We start from the raw sequence: 15,226 nt of genomic DNA, 5'->3' as shown, positions 1-15,226 counted from the left end.
GCCCGCCGGGCGGGGCTCTAGGCTTGCCGGGTGCATCCTCCTGCCCTCCGGCTGGGGCCGCGCGCGCGGCTCTGGCGGTCACTCGCGGGCGCCGCCGTCGTCGGCGCCCTCTTCTATACCAGTGCGTACGGGAGCAACGACGACTTCCCGCTCGGGCCGATGACGCAGTTCGCGTTCTCGGTGAAGGGCGACGGCGGGACGATCAGCTCGTACTGGCTGGAGGCCGACACCGCGGCCGGCACGCATGTGGCGCTGTCCTTCGACGCCGTCGGGACGGGCATGAAGCGCGCCGAGATCGAGGGGCAGATGCCGCGGATCCGCCGGAATCCGGCGCTGCTGCAGGGGATCGCCGACGGGCAGCGCAGGCTGCACCCGGACCGGCCGAGGCTCACCAGGATCTACGTCGTGCAGGAGATCAAGACGTTGAAGCGCGGCAAGGTCGTGTCGACCATGCGGCAGAACCGCGTCGTCTGGGACGTGAAGTGACCGCCGCCGCGACACCGCAGGCGCCCGGTCCCGTCCGGCCCGCCGGGGACGCGCCCGGACCGGCCCGCACCGCGTGGGGCCGCTGGTGGTTCGGGCCCGTGCCGCGCGCCCGGATCGCCTGGCTGCGGGTCATCGGCTACGTGTTCCTGCCGTTCGACATGCTGCTGCTGACCAGCAGTTCGCTGGCGCACGCGCGGCTGCCCGCCGACCTGTACCAGCCGGTGCTGCTCGGCCGGCTGCTGCACCTGCCCGCGCCCACGCCGTGGGCCATGTACGCGCTGCTGACGGTGACGGTCGCGGCCGGGCTCGTCGCCGCGACCGGCCGGGTGCTGCCCCGCGCGAGCGGCTACCTCGCCGCGTGCGGCTACCTGTGGTGGGTCACGATCAGCATGTCGTACGGCAAGGTCGACCACGACCACCTCGCCCTCGTCGTGGCGCTGTTCGTGCTGCCGAGCGTCGGGCGCGCCGGTATCGGCGACACGCGGCGCTGCGAGGCGTCGGCGTGGTCGGTGCGCTGCGTCCAGCTCGGCGTGGTCGCCGCGTACTTCCTGTCGGCGTGGGCGAAGGTGCGGATCGGCGGGTTCCCGGCGTGGCCGAACGGCTCGACCGTCCAGTGGGCGCTGAGCCGGCGGGGGACGCCGTTCGGGCGCGGCCTGATCGACTACCCGGTGATGCTGAAGGCCAGCCAGTGGATCATGTTCCTCGCGGAGGCGCTGTCCCCCGCGCTGCTGTTCCTGCGCGGCCGGCCGCTGTACGCGCTGGTGCTGTTCTTCGCCGGGTTCCACGCCGTCACCTACGCGCTGATGACGATCCACTTCCTGCCGCACGCCATCTGGCTCGCGGCGTTCCTGCCGCTGGAGCGGCTGACCCCGCTGCTGCCCGAGCGGCTGCGCGGCGGGACGCGGGCGGCGGCACCGGCGGCGGCACCGGCGGAGCCCGCCGCCTGAGCGGGGGTCAGGTACCCGCGCCGGGGCGCCGGTCGGGGGGCAGCATGCACGCCGCCGTCCCGCCCGGCATCCGCTGCCGGTTGTTGGCGACGAGCCGGTAAACGGCGTGCGCGATCCAGCTCACCGGCGGGACGCGCATGACGACGCCGGGCACCCGCCACAGGCCGCCGGCGGCCGTCAGCATCCGCCCGATGGCCTCGGCGCCGCCGCTGACCCGCCCGGCGCGGTCGACCCACAGCACCTCGTGCCGCGCCCGCTCCGCGGTGGTGCCGAGCGCGTCCAGGTCGGCGAACTGGAACGCGACGACCGCGGCCCGGACGGGCACGTGCCGCTCCAGGAACCGCACCGAGGACGTGCAGAACCCGCAGTCGCCGTCGAAGACCAGCACCGGCCGCTCCGGCGCGCTCATGAGACCGGCCAGGCGTCGGCGAGCATCTGCCGGGTGTCGCGCAGCAGCTGGGGCAGCACCCGGGTGTGCCCGACGACCGGCATGAAGTTGGTGTCGCCGCCCCAGCGCGGGACGACGTGCTGGTGCAGGTGCGCCGCGATGCCGGCGCCCGCGACCAGGCCGAGGTTCATGCCGACGTTGAAGCCCTGCGCCCCGCTGGCCTTGCGCAGCGCGGTGAGGGAGCGCCGGGTGAACAGGGCCAGTTCGGCGTACTCCGGCTCCTCCAGCTCGGTGTAGTCGGCGACGTGCCGGTACGGGACGACCATCAGATGCCCCGAGTTGTACGGGTAGAGGTTCAGCACCGTGAACACCGATTCGCCGCGGGCCACGACCAGGCCGTCCTCGTCGCCCATCTTCGGGATGTCGCAGAACGGGCAGCCGTCGCCCGAACCGCCGCCGGTCGGGCGGCCCTCCCCTTTGATGTAGGCCATCCGGTGCGGTGTCCAGAGCCGCTGGAAGTTGTCGGGCGTGCCCGCGCCGCCCCCCTCCTCCTCGATGCGGGGCGTGCCCGCGCTCCCGGCGCCCGCCCCGGGCGCGTCGCCGCGCCCCTGCTGCGCCACGGGCTCCTCCGGCTCTGCGGTCAAGACGGTGGTCTCCTTTTGTTCACGGCCTGACCAGCAGCATAGAGAGGCAGGCGGCCGGGGCAGTAGCCGGGATGCCCTCCCGGCCGCCGCCCCGGCCGCGCCCGCGGGCCCGTCCCCGCGTGACTTTTCCGGGGCGACTCCGACACCATGGTCATCCGAACCGAACCCTGGGAGCGATCATGACCGGGCCCGACAGGCGGCAGACCGAGGACGGCGAGCCGAGACCGGATCCCGGTGCCGTGCCCTACTTCCCCGGGATGCCGGGGCGGCCGGGATCGACCCCGCCGCGGGGCGCTCCCCTCCCGGCGCCGCCCGCGCCCGCGGCGACCCCGCCCGGGCCCGCGGCGACCCCGCCGGCGGCCGGGGCGTCCCCGCCGGTGGTCCGGGCGGGTGCGGTGCCGATGACGCTGCACGGCTCCCCCGGCGACGTCACCGTGGCGGGCCGCATCACCGTCGACGACGCGGTGCTGGAGAAGATCGCCGCGCTGGCCGCGCTGGAGGTCGCCGGGGTCGCCGGACCGGCCCCGGCCGGGACGCGGGTGGCCGTGGACGAGGACGAGACCGCGGTCGACCTCGCCATCGCGGTCGAGTACGGCTGCGTGATCAAGGACGTGGCGCAGGCCGTGCAGGCGAACGTGGCGCGGGTGACGGGCATGATGCTCGGCACGCGCGTCGCCGCGGTCAACGTGTCGGTCGGGGACGTCCGCATGCCGGCGGCGCCGCCCCGGCCCCGCGGCGGCGGGGATCAGACGGCGCGCGCGTAGCAGCTCTGCATGCCGCCGCCCACCGACACCGTGGTGATCTTGACCCGTTCGACCAGGCGCGGCGCGACACCGGTGAAGTGGAAGGTGTGCGGCCGGCCCGCGTTCGCGGTGGCCTGCTGCGACTTCGGGGAGCCGCTCTGCGGGATGAGCTCGGCCCGGATCAGGCCGCTCGCGGAGACGGTGACGAGGACGTCCACGCCGGTGGCCGTGGCGCGGTAGAACGCCGTGCCGTCCGGGCACCGGTCGAGGGTCGCGCCGCCGCCGCCCGGCTGCGGGATCTGCGGTCCGCCGCCCTGCCCGCCGGTCCCCCCGGTCCCGGCGGTCGGATACGGCCGGCCGCCGCCGTTCTGCTGCGGCACCGGGTTCGTCGGCGTCACCGGGAGCCCGGACGCGCCGGGGGCGCCGGACCGGCCGGGCACGGCGGACGCGGACGTGCCCGCCGGCCCCCCGGCCCCGGCCGCGCCCTTCCCGCCGTCGTCCAGCAGCGGCACGAGGAGCACGACGACGGCGGCCGCGACGAGCAGCAGCGTGCCGCCGTAGCCGGCGATCCGGCCCCACAGCCGGGCCCGCCGGCCCCGCCGCGCGGGCCTCCTCGACTTCATTCCGCTGACTCCCCGTCGTGGCACGTGACCGATGAGGCTACCAACTCCGCGCGGCGGGCACTTCCCGCTCAGATCTGGACGCGCGCCTCGACGGCCTTGACGATCTCCTCGACCGCCTCGTCGATCGGGACGGCGTTCCGCTGCTCGCCGCTGCGGTACCGGAACGACACGGCGTCCTTGGCCACGTCGTCGTCGCCCGCCAGCAGCATGTAGGGGATCTTCTGCTTCTGCGCGTTGCGGATCTTCTTCTGCATCCGGTCGGAGGAGGTGTCGACCTCGGCGCGGATCCCGCGCTCGCGCAGCCGCGCGGCGACCTTGTCCAGGTGCGGGACGTGCGCGTCGCCGATCGGGATGCCGACCGCCTGCACCGGCGACAGCCACGGCGGCATCGCGCCCGCGTAGTGCTCGACCAGCACGCCGAGGAAGCGCTCGACCGACCCGAACAGGGCGCGGTGGATCATCGCCGGGGTCTGCCGGGTGCCGTCGGCGGCCTGGTACTCCAGCCCGAACCGCTTCGGCTGGTTGAAGTCGAGCTGGATGGTGGACAGCTGCCAGGTCCGCCCGATCGCGTCCTTGGCCTGGACGGAGATCTTCGGCCCGTAGAACGCGGCGCCGCCCGGGTCGTCCACGAGGTCGAGCCCGGACTCCTGCGCCGCCTGGCGCAGCGCCTCGGTGGCCTCCGCCCAGTCGGCCGCCTCGCCGATGAACTTGCCGGAGTCGTCGCGGGTGGACAGCTCCAGGTAGAACTCCGAGAGCCCGAAGTCGCGCAGGACGCTGAGCACGAAGCTCAGCAGCGACTTGATCTCCTCGCCCATCTGCTCCTTGGTGGTGTAGATGTGCGAGTCGTCCTGGGTCATGCCGCGCACGCGGGTGAGCCCGTGCACCACGCCCGACTTCTCGTACCGGTACACCGAGCCGAACTCGCAGAGCCGCAGCGGCAGCTCCCGGTAGGACCGCCCGCGCGCCCGGAAGATCAGGTTGTGCATCGGGCAGTTCATCGGCTTGACCCGGTACTCGACGTCGTCGACCTCGAAGGGCGGGAACATGTCCTCGCCGTAGTAGGGCAGGTGCCCGGAGGTCTCGAACAGCGACGACTTGGTGATGTGCGGGGTGTTGACGAACTCGTAGCCGGCCTCCTGCTGCCGGCGGCGCATGTAGTCCTCCATCTCCTTGCGGATGATGCCGCCCTTGGGGTGGAAGACCGGCAGGCCGCTGCCGAGCTCGGGCGGGAAGGAGAACAGGTCGAGCTCGGCGCCGAGCCGGCGGTGGTCGCGCTTCTCGGCCTCCTCCAGGAACCTCAGGTACTCGTCCTGCCTGTCGCGGGACTCCCACGCGGTGCCGTAGATCCGCTGGAGCTGCGGGTTCTTCTCGCTGCCGCGCCAGTAGGCGCCGCCGGAGCGCATCAGCTTGAACGCGGGGATCACGCGGGTGGACGGCAGGTGCGGGCCGCGGCACAGGTCCTTCCAGCGCAGCTCGCCGGACTTGGCGTCGAGGTTGTCGTAGATGGTCAGCTCGCCGCCGCCCACCTCGACGCCGGCGCCGTCGGCGGCGTCCTCGACGGGGCCGGAGCCCTTCAGCCCGATCAGCTCCAGCTTGTACGGCTCGGCGGCCAGTTCGGCGCGCGCGTCGTCGTCGGAGACCGGGCGGCGGGAGAACCGCTGGCCCTGCTTGACGATCTCGCGCATCCGCTTCTCGATGCGCTTGAGGTCGTCGGGGGTGAACGGCTCGGCGACGTCGAAGTCGTAGTAGAAGCCGTTCTCGACCGGCGGGCCGATGCCGAGCCGGGCGTCGGGGAACAGCTCCTGGACGGCCTGCGCCATCACGTGCGCGGCGGAGTGCCGCATGATCGCGCGGCCGTCGGCGGAGCCGATCTCGACGGGCTCGACGGCGTCGCCCTCGTGCAGCTCGCCGGCGAGGTCGCGCAGCTCGCCGTTGACGCGCGCGGCGATCACGGTGCGGCCGTCGGCGTCCAGGGCCTCGCCCGCGGTGGTGCCCGCCGGTACCGCCCGCTCGCCGCCGTCGAGTCTGATGCGCAGTTCGGGCACGGTGGACACGGGTACTCCTCGCGATGGTGGTCGGGGATCAGTGGTTCCCGATGCTATCGACTCGGGCTCTCGCCCGGACGCATCCGGCTCCATCGTGGTGCTCCTCTCCTCGTGGAGGGGCCCCCGGGAGCGGACTGAGCGGTCCCCGGAAAGCGGAAGGCCCCGGGGATCGCTCCCGGGGCCCTTCCGCGTGCAATGTCAGGACATGCCGCCGTCGCGCCGGGAGTGACCCGGCGTCGTCGTCTCTACGGACACGTGCGGCATGCCTCCACTGTAACCGACGGGGCGCGACCGCACACGCCGTCCGGCGGCGGCACATGCCGTCCGGCGGGGTCACGCGCGCGCTCTCGGCCCGGTGAGCTGGTCCATGTCCTCCAGCTCGCGGCCCTTGGTCTCCGGGACGGCGCGCAGCACGAACAGCAGGGCCAGGATGGAGAACAGCGTGTAGATGCCGTAGGCGAGGCCGAGCGAGAACCCGGAGATACCGGGGAACGTCGTGGTGATCACCCAGTTGGCGATCCACTGCGCGGCGGCGGCGACCGCGAGGGCGGAGGCGCGGATGAAGTTGTTGAACATCTCGCCCAGCATCACCCAGACGACCGGCCCCCAGGTCGCGGCGAACGAGGCGACGAAGACGTTGGCGGCGACGAGCGCGACGGGCCCGGCGACGCCGCCGAGGTGCGGCTCGCCGTCCACCACGGGCGCGGTGGCGAAGCAGACGGTCAGGGTGCCGAGGGAGACGGCCATGCCGGCGGCGCCGGCGAGCAGCAGCGGGCGGCGCCCGATCCGGTCGACGAGCGCGATGGCGACCAGTGTGAACGCCACGTTCACCACCGAGTTGATCACCGAGGTGAGCATCGCGTCGTTCTCGGAGAACCCGACCGCCTGCCACAGCGAGGACGAGTAGTAGAAGATCACGTTGATGCCGACGAACTGCTGGAAGACCGACAGCAGGATGCCGACCCAGACGATCGGCAGCAGGCCGAGCCGGTTCCCGCGCAGGTCGCCGAGCCGGACCGGCCGGTCCTCGGCGATCGACCGGACGATCTCCCTGATCTTGGTGTCCACGTCGCCGTGGCCCATGACCCGCGCCAGCACCCGCCGGGCCTCGGCCGTCCTGCGCTTCTTGACCAGGTAGCGCGGCGACTCGGGGATCGTCAGGGCGATCACCCCGTACAGGAGCGCGGGCACGGTGGCGCTGGCGAACATCCAGCGCCAGGCGTCCCCGCCCCAGGGGAACGTCCCGGACGCGCCGCCGTCGGACACCCGGGCGATGACGTAGTCGATGACGAGCGCGGCGAAGATGCCGAGGACGATCGCCATCTGCTGCAGGGAGCCGAGCCGGCCGCGCAGGCTCGCGGGCGCGATCTCGGCGATGTAGGCGGGCGCGATCACGGACGCGGCGCCGATGGCGAGGCCGCCGACCAGCCGCCAGGCGGTCAGGTCGGCGGCGTTGAAGGCCAGCGCCGAGCCGACCGAGCTGATCACGAACAGCGCCGACGCGATGAGCATCACCCGCACGCGGCCGATCCGGTCGCCGATCGGCCCGGCGAACCAGGCGCCGACGGCGCAGCCGAGCAGCGCCGACGACACCACGAGGCCGACGGTGAAGCCGCTCAGCCCGAACTCCGCCTTGATCGCGTCGACGGCCCCGTTGATCACCGAGGAGTCGTAGCCGAACAGGAAGCCGCCGAGGGCGGCGGCCCCGGCGAGCAGCACGGCGGTGGCCGTGGCGTGCGCGGCACCGTCCCGCTCGCCGCCGTCCGGCTCCCGGCCGTCCGATGGTCGCGGCTGGCTGCCCGAGGTCGTCATGGGCCCTGATCTTCCCCGCGAGACGGACCTTATGCCGGGTTTCGAACGCCGCTCAGTCGCGGACGGCGACGCCGAGGACGTGCGGCGAGGCGGGGTTGCCGCGCCCGGCGGGGAACTCGAACCGGCGCTCGGTCCGCACCGTGAAGCCCGATCCGGCGATCCAGTCGGGCGTGGGCCGGGACACGTGGCAGCCGGCGGCGAGGAACGGCCACACCACGTCGGCGTACCGCTGGAACCGCGCCTTCCCGGGCGCGTCCCCCCGGACGTGCTCGTAGTAGCGCAGCTCGCCGCCCGGCCTGAGGACGCGCCTCAGCTCGGCCAGGGCGCGGACCGGGTCGCGCACCGAGCACAGCACGAGCGAGGCGACCGCGACGTCGAACGACGCGTCGTCCAGGTCGAGGTCCTCGGCGACGCCGGGGCGGACCGTGACGGGGACGGGCGCGCGGCCGGCGGCGCGGCCGGCCCTGGCGCGCAGCCGCGGCTCGGGTTCGACCGCGACGACCTCGGTGACCTCGGGCGGGTAGTGCGGGAAGTTGGCCCCGTGGCCCGCGCCGACCTCAAGCACGCGGCCGGACGCGCCGGCGAGCAGCTCGGCGCGGTGCGCGTCCCCGCCCGCCCTGGCGCAGCCGGCGTCCAGCCGCGGGTAGAGCCGGGCGAAGATCGGATGGCTCAGGTCGCTCATGCCCGCAGTCTCCGCCGCCGCCCCGCGCGCCGCAAGATCGCCGTGCCCGCGCGCCGCAGGATCGCCTCGCCGGGGGCGCCGCCCGGGGGTGATACTCCAGGGCCGGGCCGCATCTCCCTCCCGCGGGTCAGGCCGCCACCGCCTCGCGGGTTCTAGGCTCCAAGTCAAATGAACGATCCAGACCGCTCCGCGCCCGCCGACCGCACCCGGCTGATGGCCGGCGTCCGCTCCGCCCTGCTGCACGGCGGGGACGGCCCGCCGGTGACCCTGCTGCCCGGCCGCCTGCGGCTGCGCGTGCCGATCCTGGTGGTGCTCGCCGCGCTGACGATCGGCTTCACCGCCGGCTCGATCGCGATCGCGATCGTGCAGTACCACGTGCGCGTCGGGCTGGCCTGGCCGCTCGGGGTGCTGCAGGCGACACCGCTGATCTTCGCGGCCCGGTGGCCGCTGGCCGCCTGGCGGGTCGCGGCCTTCGGCCTGCTGCTCACGGTGTTCGTCCGGCACGGCACGGGCTTCATGCCGTGGCCGGTCACCGCGATCCTGGCGCTGGTCGTCATCCTGTTCTTCACCGGCGTCGGCTCGGACCGGCAGACCACCGTCGGCGTCGGCGCGGTGACCGTGGTGGGGGTGCTGGTGCCCGCCGTGCTGTTCGGCATGCCGGGCTGGTTCGCGATGATCCTCGCGGGGGTCGCCGGGGTCGCGCTGACGTTCGGCGACGCGGTCGGCGGCCGGCACTCCGCGGTGGAGGAGCTGCGCCGCCGCGAGGAGCAGCACCGGCAGGACCTGGCCCGGCAGGCGGTGCTGGAGGAGCGCGCCCGCATCGCCCGCGAGCTGCACGACGTGGTCGCGCACCACATGTCGGTGATCGCGATGCAGGCGGAGGCCGCCCCCTACAAGATCCCGGATCTGCCGGACTCCGCCCGGCAGACGTTCGGGGTGGTGCGGGACGCGGCGCGCGAGGCGCTCACCGAGACCCGCCGCGTCGTGGGCCTGCTGCGCACGGAGGACGAGGGGGCCGAGCGCGCCCCGCAGCCCGGCCTGGACCGGCTGGACGACCTGGTCGCCGCCGCGCGCCGCTCCGGGCTGTCGGTGGCGACCGTCGTGGTCGGCATGCCGCGCCCGCTGAACGCGGGGGTGGACCTGTCGGCGTACCGGATCGTGCAGGAGTCGCTCAGCAACGCGTCCCGGTACGCGCCGGGCTCACGCGTCCACGTCGAGGTGAAGTACGGAACGGAGGCGCTGGTGGTGTCGGTCACCGACGACGGCGCCCGCAGCGCTCCGGAGGAGTCGCCGGGCGGCGGCCACGGCCTGGTCGGGATGCGCGAGCGCGTCACCATGCTGGGCGGCAGCCTGGAGGCGGGCCCGGGGGGCGGCGCCGGCTGGTCGGTCGCGGCCGAACTGCCCTACGGGGACGCGGACTGACCGTCCCGCCGTAGGGTGGCGTCGTGACGATTCGGGTGCTGATCGCCGACGACCAGGTGATGATCCGCGACGGGCTCGCGGCGCTGCTGTCCTCCGATCCGGAGATCGAGGTGGTGGGGCAGGCGGGCAACGGCCGCGAGGCCGTGGAGATGGGCCGCCGGCTCGACCCGGACGTGATCGTGATGGACATCCGGATGCCGGAGATGGACGGGCTCGCCGCCACCGCCGAGCTGGTCGGCGAGCCCGCCGCGGACGCCGACCCGGCGGGGGCGCGGCCGAAGGTGCTCGTGCTCACCACGTTCGACCTGGACGAGTACGTCTACGAGGCGCTCGGCGCGGGCGCCAGCGGGTTCCTGCTCAAGGACGCCTCGGCGGCCGACCTGGTGAGCGGGGTGCGGATCGTCGCGGGGGGCGACGCGCTGCTCGCCCCGTCCATCACCCGGCGGCTGATCGGCGACTTCGCGCGGCGGCGCCGGCACCAGCGGCCGAGCCCGCAGGCGACGGCGGGGCTGACGCCGCGCGAGCTGGACGTGCTGCGGCTCATCGCGCGCGGCCTGTCCAACGCCGAGATCGCCGCCGAGCTGGTGCTGGCCGAGCAGACGATCAAGACGCACGTCGGGCACGTGCTGACCAAGCTCGCGCTGCGCGACCGCACCCAGGCCGTCGTGTACGCCTACGAGAACGGGCTCGTCGGCTAGCGGGACGGGTCGAGCACGAGCTTGCCGCTGGTGCGGCGCGCCCGCATGTCCTCGTGCGCCCGCCTGGCCTCGCTCAGCCCGTACTCGCCGCCGCCGACGACGCGCAGCCCGCCGCCGGCGGCGAGGCCGAACAGCTCGTCCAGCGCGGTGCGCATCACGTCGCCGGGAAGCTGGAAGACGTGCGCCAGCCACATGCCGGAGATCGTGGCGGAGTGCGCCATCAGCGTGGCCGGCCGGACGGGCGAGGGCTCCTTGCGCGACGCCATGCCGTAGAAGGCGAGGCGCCCGAACGGGGCGAGGGCGCGCAGGCTCTGGTCGGTGACCGTGCCGCCCGTCATCTCCAGGACGGTGTCGACGCGCCGGCCGCCGTTGGCCTCGATCAGCGCGTCCTTCAGGTCGGGCTCGTTCGCGTCGATCGCGACGTCGGCGCCGAGGTCGAGGGCGAGGTCGCGCTTCTCCTTGGACGAGGCGGTCGCGATGACCCGCCCGGCGCCCCACGCCTTGGCGAGCTGGACGGCGAGCGTGCCGACCCCGCCGGCGGCGGCGTGCACGACGACGGACTCGCCCGGCGCGAGGTGGACGCTGCGGCGCAGCAGCACCCACGCGGACGCGCCCTGGACGATCATGCCGAGCGCGGTGACGTCGTCGATCGCGTCGGGGACGTCCCAGGCCAGCGCCTCGGGCGCGACGGCCTTCTCGGCGTAGCCGCCGGTGCCGACGAGCGCGACGACGCGGCGGCCGTCCGCGGTGGTGCCGACGACCTCGCCGCCGGGCACCATCGGCAGCGTGGACGCCGACAGGTAGCTGTTCTCGGCCTGGTGGGTGTCGGCGTAGTTGACGCCGGCCCGCGAGACGTCCACGAGCAGGTGCCCGGGGCCGGCGGTCGGCTCGGGAAGCTCGGTGACGGTCAGGACCTCGGGCCCGCCGAACTCGGTGATCTGGATCGCGCGCATGTCTCTCCTGTCGTGTCTCGGGCGGGCGGCTCAGCGGGGGCCGGGGACGCCGCGGAACGTGAAGGGCCCGGACGGCCGGCCCGGCACGACGTACCAGGCCTCGCCCGCGCCGTCGGCCTCCAGGATGCCCATGAACGCCTCGACGACGTCGGCCACGTCCAGGATCGGGAAGCCGGTCTCCTGGAGATGCCCCTTCAGCGGGGTGAGGATGTCGGTGTCGGCGAACGAGGGGCACAGGGCGTTCACCCGGACGCCCTCCTCGGCGAGTGTCGGGCCGAGCGCGCGGACGAGGCCGACGACGGCCGCCTTGTTGGCGCCGTAGACGGGGTCGAACGGCGTCGCGGTGAGGCCCGCCATGCTGGCGGTGCAGACGATGTCGCCGCCGCCGCGGGCGCGCAGCGCGGGCAGCGCGGCGTGCGCGCCGAACACGACGCCGTCGAGGTTGATGCCCATGGCCCGCCGGTAGGCGGCGAGGTCGAAGTCGTCGCCCACTCCCCCGCCGCCGGCGACGCCCGCGTTGAGGAAGGCCACGTCCAGGCCGCCGAAGCGCTCGACGGCGACTTGGACGGCGGCCTCGCTGTCGGCGGGCTCGCGCACGTCGCAGCGGACGAACGCGCCGTCCAGCTCCTCCGCGAGCGCGTCCCCCGCCGCGGCGTCGACGTCGGCGAGCACGACCCGGGCGCCCGCGCCGGCGAGCCGGCGCGCCACCGCGGCCCCGATCCCGTTGGATCCGCCCGTGATCAGCGCGACCTTGCCGGTGCCGTCGAAGGCTGCCATGGGGACTCCCTCCCAAAGTAACTGACTCGTCAGTTACTCTAGCGGAATGGACTTCGGTTTGAGCGAGCGGGGCGGCGAGTACTTCGGTCGCCTCCAGGAATTCATGGACTCCCACGTCTACCCGGCGGAGCCGGTCTACGCGGCCCAGCGGGCGGAACTGGCCGCGGCGGGGCGCGAGCACCACGTCCCCCAGGTCGTCGAGGACCTCAAGGTGGAGGCCCGCAAGCGCGGCCTGTGGAATCTGTTCCTCCCCGGCAGCGAGGACCCGGCGCACGGCCTGTCGGTCACCGACTACGCGTCCCTGGCCGAGCTGACGGGGCGCTCCCCCAACCTCGCGCCGGAGGCGACCAACTGCGCGGCGCCCGACACCGGCAACATGGAGGTGCTGCACCTGTTCGGCACGCCCGAGCAGAAGGAGACGTGGCTGCGCCCGCTGCTGGACGGCGAGATCCGCAGCGCGTTCGCGATGACGGAGCCGGACGTCGCGAGCTCCGACGCCACCAACATCGCCACCCGCATCGAGCGGGACGGCGACCACTACGTCGTCAACGGCCGCAAGTGGTGGACGAGCGGCGCCGCCGACCCCCGCTGCAAGATCATGATCCTGATGGGCAAGACCGACCCGGAGGGCCACCCGTACCGGCAGCAGTCGATGGTCCTGGTGCCCTTCGACACGCCCGGCGTGGAGGTCGTCCGGGCGCTGCCCGTGTTCGGGTACCAGGACCAGCACGGCCACTGCGAGATCACCTTCACCGACGTGCGCGTCCCGGTGGAGAACCTCGTCGGCGAGGAGGGCGGCGGCTTCGCGATCGCGCAGGCCCGCCTCGGCCCCGGCCGCATCCACCACTGCATGCGCGCGATCGGGATGGCCGAGCGGGCACTGGAGCTGATGTGCGAGCGCGCGGTGTCGCGCGTCGCGTTCGGCGGCCCGCTCGCCAAGCAGGGCGTGGTGCGCGAGCAGATCGCCGAGTCGCGGATGGCGATCGAGCAGGCCCGGCTGCTCACCCTCAAGACGGCCTGGCTGATCGACAGGCACGGCGTGCAGGCGGCCCGGTCCGAGGTCGCGGCGATCAAGGTGATCGCGCCGCGCGTCGCGCTGCAGGTCGTGGACCGGGCGATCCAGGTGCACGGCGGCGCCGGCGTCAGCGACGACACGCCGCTCGCCGCGATGTGGGCGGGGCTGCGCACGCTGCGCCTGGCCGACGGCCCGGACGAGGTGCACGTGCGCTCCGTGGCCCGCGCCGAGCTGGGCGCGTACCTCGGCGCATGACCGGTGACACGGGGGAGGCGGGCGTACGGCGGCGGATGCCGTACGCCCGGCGGCGCGAGCAGCTGCTGCAGGTCGCGCTCGGGGAGTTCGGCCGCCGCGGCTACCACCTGACGCAGATGGAGCACGTGGCGGCGGCGGCGCAGGTGTCCAAGGCGCTGCTCTACCAGCATTTCGGGTCCAAGGAGGAGCTGTTCGCCGAGGTGACCGAGGCGATCGTCGCCGAGCTCACCGGCCGGCTGAACGAGGCCGTGCGGGCCGCGCACGGGTCGGCGGACGGCATCCGGGCGATGATCCGGGTGCTGTTCGACTACGCCACCGAGGAGCCGGACGCGTGGGCGCTGGTCGTCCGGCATCTGGACAAGCCGGAGGTGGGGCTTGAGCTGCGGGAGCTGCGCGACCGGCTCGGCACCGCGTTCGCCGACCTGCTGCTGCGCCGCCGCCGCGCCGACCCGGCGCTGTCCCCGGCCGCGCTGGAGGTCAACGAGCGCCGCGCCCGGCTGCTCGTGCCGCTGATGTACGGGTCGATGCTGTCGATGGTGTCGTGGTGGCTGGAGCATCCCGACACCGCGCGGGAGCGCGCCGAGCAGATGGCCGTGGAGTTCATCTGGCTCGGCCTCGACCGCCTCCGCGCGGGCGAGCGCCTGCCCCGGGAGCCCTGACTCCCGAACGGCGTGTCAACCGAACACGGCGTCGCGGACGACGTCGAGGGCGGTCAGCACCGCGCCGCGCAGCACGGCGTCGCCCTCGACGCGGCTCGCCCGCACGTCGGTGGGGGCCGGGCCGAGGGCGCCGAGCCGGTCGGCGACCAGCCCGGCGAGCCGGTCGCCGCCCGTGCGGCCGAGCCCGCCGCCGAGCACGACGAGCCCGGGGTCGAGGACGGCGACGAGCGCGAAGGCGGCCTCGGCGATCCACCCGGCCACCTGCTCGTCGGTGAGGCCGGCCACGGCGGCCCGGTCCAGCAGGTGGCAGAAGTCGGTGCCGCCGAACTTCAGCAGCCCCACCTCGCCGGCGCCGCCGGACGCGCCGCGGCGCAGCCGGCCGTCCAGCACGACCGCGCCGCCGATGCCGTCGTCCAGCCACAGCAGGGCGAAGTCGGCGCGGCCCGCGGCGGCGCCCTCCCGGTGCTCGGCGATCGCGCCGAGGTTGACCTCGTTCTCCAGCCGCACCGGCGCGCCGAGGCGCCGCTGGAGCGCCTCGCCGAGGTCGGGGCGCCCGCCGGGGACGCCGCTGTCGGTCACCAGGCCGGTGCGCGGGTCGACGGGCCCGGGAGTGCCGAGCACGACGGTGTGCGGGGCGCGGCCGTCCGCCGCCTCCGCGACCGCCGCGGCGATGAGCGCGGCCAGGTCGGGGGCGGGCGGCAGCGGCCGGGTCGCGGTGCCGGTCTCGTTCCCGGCGATGTCGGCGACGGCGACGTGGACGGCGTCGCGGCGCAGGTCCACCCCGGCGATGTGGGCGCGGCCGGCGACGAGGCCGTAGAGGCGGGCGTTCGGGCCCCGCCGGTCGGCGCCGGTCTCCCCCGCCACCTCGACCAGCCCGGCCGCCCGCAGCCGCTCGATCAGGTCGGACACGGTCGGCCGGGACAGCCCGGTCAGCGTCCGCAGCTGCGGGGCGGTCAGCGGGCCGCGGTCGAGCAGCAGGTCGAGCGCGAGCCGGTCGTTGATCGCGCGGGCCATCGTGGGGTCGGCGGTCTTCACGGGCCACATATTAGTCAGGGTTCCTGCCTGATTCGCTTTTCA

At 74.4% G+C, this 15,226-nt stretch carries 16 protein-coding genes; 7 read left to right on the top strand and 9 right to left on the bottom strand.

The genetic code is table 11. The annotated features are described in order from the left end of the window. The first annotated feature begins 30 nt into the window (after window positions 1-30). A complete protein-coding gene (locus tag ABZ806_RS32715) occupies window positions 31-486 on the top strand; it encodes a hypothetical protein (RefSeq protein WP_500221312.1) in 456 nt (151 codons plus the stop codon). Beyond that, entirely contained in the window at window positions 483-1,433 is a 951-nt protein-coding gene (locus ABZ806_RS32710) for an HTTM domain-containing protein (protein WP_500221311.1), read from the top strand. Before ABZ806_RS32715 ends, ABZ806_RS32710 begins: the two co-directional genes overlap by 4 nt. Window positions 1,434-1,440: 7 nt before the next feature. On the opposite strand, the gene ABZ806_RS32705 is transcribed toward ABZ806_RS32710, so the two are convergent. Further along, window positions 1,441-1,842 carry a thiol-disulfide oxidoreductase DCC family protein gene (locus ABZ806_RS32705; RefSeq protein WP_500221310.1) on the bottom strand — a complete coding sequence of 134 codons (402 nt, stop codon included), beginning with the start codon at window positions 1,840-1,842 and terminating at the stop codon, window positions 1,441-1,443. Next, window positions 1,839-2,378, bottom strand: a complete 540-nt coding sequence (locus tag ABZ806_RS32700) for an HIT family protein (protein WP_500221330.1) — start codon at window positions 2,376-2,378, stop codon at window positions 1,839-1,841. The genes ABZ806_RS32705 and ABZ806_RS32700 overlap by 4 nt, the downstream gene beginning before the upstream one ends. A gap of 266 nt (window positions 2,379-2,644) precedes the next feature. Between ABZ806_RS32700 and ABZ806_RS32695 the strand changes: the two genes are divergently transcribed. Then, the gene (locus tag ABZ806_RS32695) at window positions 2,645-3,229 is read left to right on the top strand and encodes an Asp23/Gls24 family envelope stress response protein (RefSeq protein ID WP_500221309.1); all 585 of its coding nucleotides are present in this window, start codon (window positions 2,645-2,647) and stop codon (window positions 3,227-3,229) included. Here the strand turns inward: ABZ806_RS32695 and ABZ806_RS32690 are convergent. The 4 genes from ABZ806_RS32690 to ABZ806_RS32675 form a co-directional block, all read right to left on the bottom strand. After that, a complete protein-coding gene (locus ABZ806_RS32690; RefSeq protein WP_500221308.1) occupies window positions 3,211-3,831 on the bottom strand; it encodes a hypothetical protein in 621 nt (206 codons plus the stop codon). The two genes, ABZ806_RS32695 and ABZ806_RS32690, sit on opposite strands and share 19 nt — an antisense overlap. A gap of 68 nt (window positions 3,832-3,899) precedes the next feature. Further along, window positions 3,900-5,885 carry a threonine--tRNA ligase gene (gene thrS / locus ABZ806_RS32685; RefSeq protein ID WP_500221307.1) on the bottom strand — a complete coding sequence of 662 codons (1,986 nt, stop codon included), beginning with the start codon at window positions 5,883-5,885 and terminating at the stop codon, window positions 3,900-3,902. Between the two features lie 324 nt (window positions 5,886-6,209). After that, complete coding sequence (locus ABZ806_RS32680; protein WP_500221306.1) at window positions 6,210-7,688, bottom strand: sugar porter family MFS transporter; 1,479 nt, start codon at window positions 7,686-7,688, stop codon at window positions 6,210-6,212. Window positions 7,689-7,740: 52 nt separating this feature from the next. Next, window positions 7,741-8,370, bottom strand: coding sequence for a class I SAM-dependent methyltransferase (locus ABZ806_RS32675; protein ID WP_500221305.1), 630 nt, complete (start codon window positions 8,368-8,370; stop codon window positions 7,741-7,743). Between the two features lie 168 nt (window positions 8,371-8,538). On the opposite strand from ABZ806_RS32675, the gene ABZ806_RS32670 reads away from it, so the two are divergent. Both ABZ806_RS32670 and ABZ806_RS32665 read left to right on the top strand, forming a co-directional pair. After that, window positions 8,539-9,792 (top strand): sensor histidine kinase, encoded by a 1,254-nt coding sequence (locus tag ABZ806_RS32670; RefSeq protein WP_500221304.1) that lies wholly within the window; start codon window positions 8,539-8,541, stop codon window positions 9,790-9,792. A gap of 23 nt (window positions 9,793-9,815) precedes the next feature. Further along, the gene (locus ABZ806_RS32665) at window positions 9,816-10,490 is read left to right on the top strand and encodes a response regulator (protein WP_500221303.1); all 675 of its coding nucleotides are present in this window, start codon (window positions 9,816-9,818) and stop codon (window positions 10,488-10,490) included. Here the strand turns inward: ABZ806_RS32665 and ABZ806_RS32660 are convergent. Then, on the bottom strand, window positions 10,487-11,443 hold the full coding sequence (locus ABZ806_RS32660; protein WP_500221302.1) for a quinone oxidoreductase family protein: 957 nt from the start codon (window positions 11,441-11,443) through the stop codon (window positions 10,487-10,489). The genes ABZ806_RS32665 and ABZ806_RS32660 overlap by 4 nt on opposite strands. Window positions 11,444-11,473: 30 nt before the next feature. Continuing rightward, complete coding sequence (locus ABZ806_RS32655; RefSeq protein WP_500221301.1) at window positions 11,474-12,220, bottom strand: SDR family oxidoreductase; 747 nt, start codon at window positions 12,218-12,220, stop codon at window positions 11,474-11,476. Between the two features lie 46 nt (window positions 12,221-12,266). On the opposite strand from ABZ806_RS32655, the gene ABZ806_RS32650 reads away from it, so the two are divergent. Then, window positions 12,267-13,490 carry an acyl-CoA dehydrogenase family protein gene (locus ABZ806_RS32650; RefSeq protein ID WP_500221300.1) on the top strand — a complete coding sequence of 408 codons (1,224 nt, stop codon included), beginning with the start codon at window positions 12,267-12,269 and terminating at the stop codon, window positions 13,488-13,490. Continuing rightward, a complete protein-coding gene (locus ABZ806_RS32645) occupies window positions 13,487-14,149 on the top strand; it encodes a TetR/AcrR family transcriptional regulator (protein WP_500221299.1) in 663 nt (220 codons plus the stop codon). Before ABZ806_RS32650 ends, ABZ806_RS32645 begins: the two co-directional genes overlap by 4 nt. 15 nt (window positions 14,150-14,164) lie before the next feature. On the opposite strand, the gene ABZ806_RS32640 is transcribed toward ABZ806_RS32645, so the two are convergent. Next, the gene (locus ABZ806_RS32640) at window positions 14,165-15,184 is read right to left on the bottom strand and encodes an ROK family transcriptional regulator (RefSeq protein WP_500221298.1); all 1,020 of its coding nucleotides are present in this window, start codon (window positions 15,182-15,184) and stop codon (window positions 14,165-14,167) included. Window positions 15,185-15,226: the final 42 nt, after the last annotated feature.

Source organism: Spirillospora sp. NPDC047418 (assembly GCF_040643275.1).
In the GTDB taxonomy this organism is placed as follows: domain Bacteria; phylum Actinomycetota; class Actinomycetes; order Streptosporangiales; family Streptosporangiaceae; genus Spirillospora.
The sequence above is the reverse complement of the archived record's forward strand: the minus strand, read 5'-3'. Positions and strand labels throughout refer to the sequence as shown.

Bases quoted from the DNA above. Each gene is read 5' to 3' on its own strand.
- ABZ806_RS32705 (WP_500221310.1), bottom strand. From the start codon at position 1,842: ATGAGCGCGCCGGAGCGGCCGGTGCTGGTCTTCGACGGCGACTGCGGG.
- ABZ806_RS32695 (WP_500221309.1), top strand. From the start codon at position 2,645: ATGACCGGGCCCGACAGGCGGCAGACCGAGGACGGCGAGCCGAGACCG.
- ABZ806_RS32690 (WP_500221308.1), bottom strand. From the start codon at position 3,831: ATGAAGTCGAGGAGGCCCGCGCGGCGGGGCCGGCGGGCCCGGCTGTGG.
- ABZ806_RS32680 (WP_500221306.1), bottom strand. From the start codon at position 7,688: ATGACGACCTCGGGCAGCCAGCCGCGACCATCGGACGGCCGGGAGCCG.
- ABZ806_RS32675 (WP_500221305.1), bottom strand. From the start codon at position 8,370: ATGAGCGACCTGAGCCATCCGATCTTCGCCCGGCTCTACCCGCGGCTG.
- ABZ806_RS32670 (WP_500221304.1), top strand. From the start codon at position 8,539: ATGAACGATCCAGACCGCTCCGCGCCCGCCGACCGCACCCGGCTGATG.
- ABZ806_RS32660 (WP_500221302.1), bottom strand. From the start codon at position 11,443: ATGCGCGCGATCCAGATCACCGAGTTCGGCGGGCCCGAGGTCCTGACC.
- ABZ806_RS32655 (WP_500221301.1), bottom strand. From the start codon at position 12,220: ATGGCAGCCTTCGACGGCACCGGCAAGGTCGCGCTGATCACGGGCGGA.
- ABZ806_RS32650 (WP_500221300.1), top strand. From the start codon at position 12,267: ATGGACTTCGGTTTGAGCGAGCGGGGCGGCGAGTACTTCGGTCGCCTC.
- ABZ806_RS32645 (WP_500221299.1), top strand. From the start codon at position 13,487: ATGACCGGTGACACGGGGGAGGCGGGCGTACGGCGGCGGATGCCGTAC.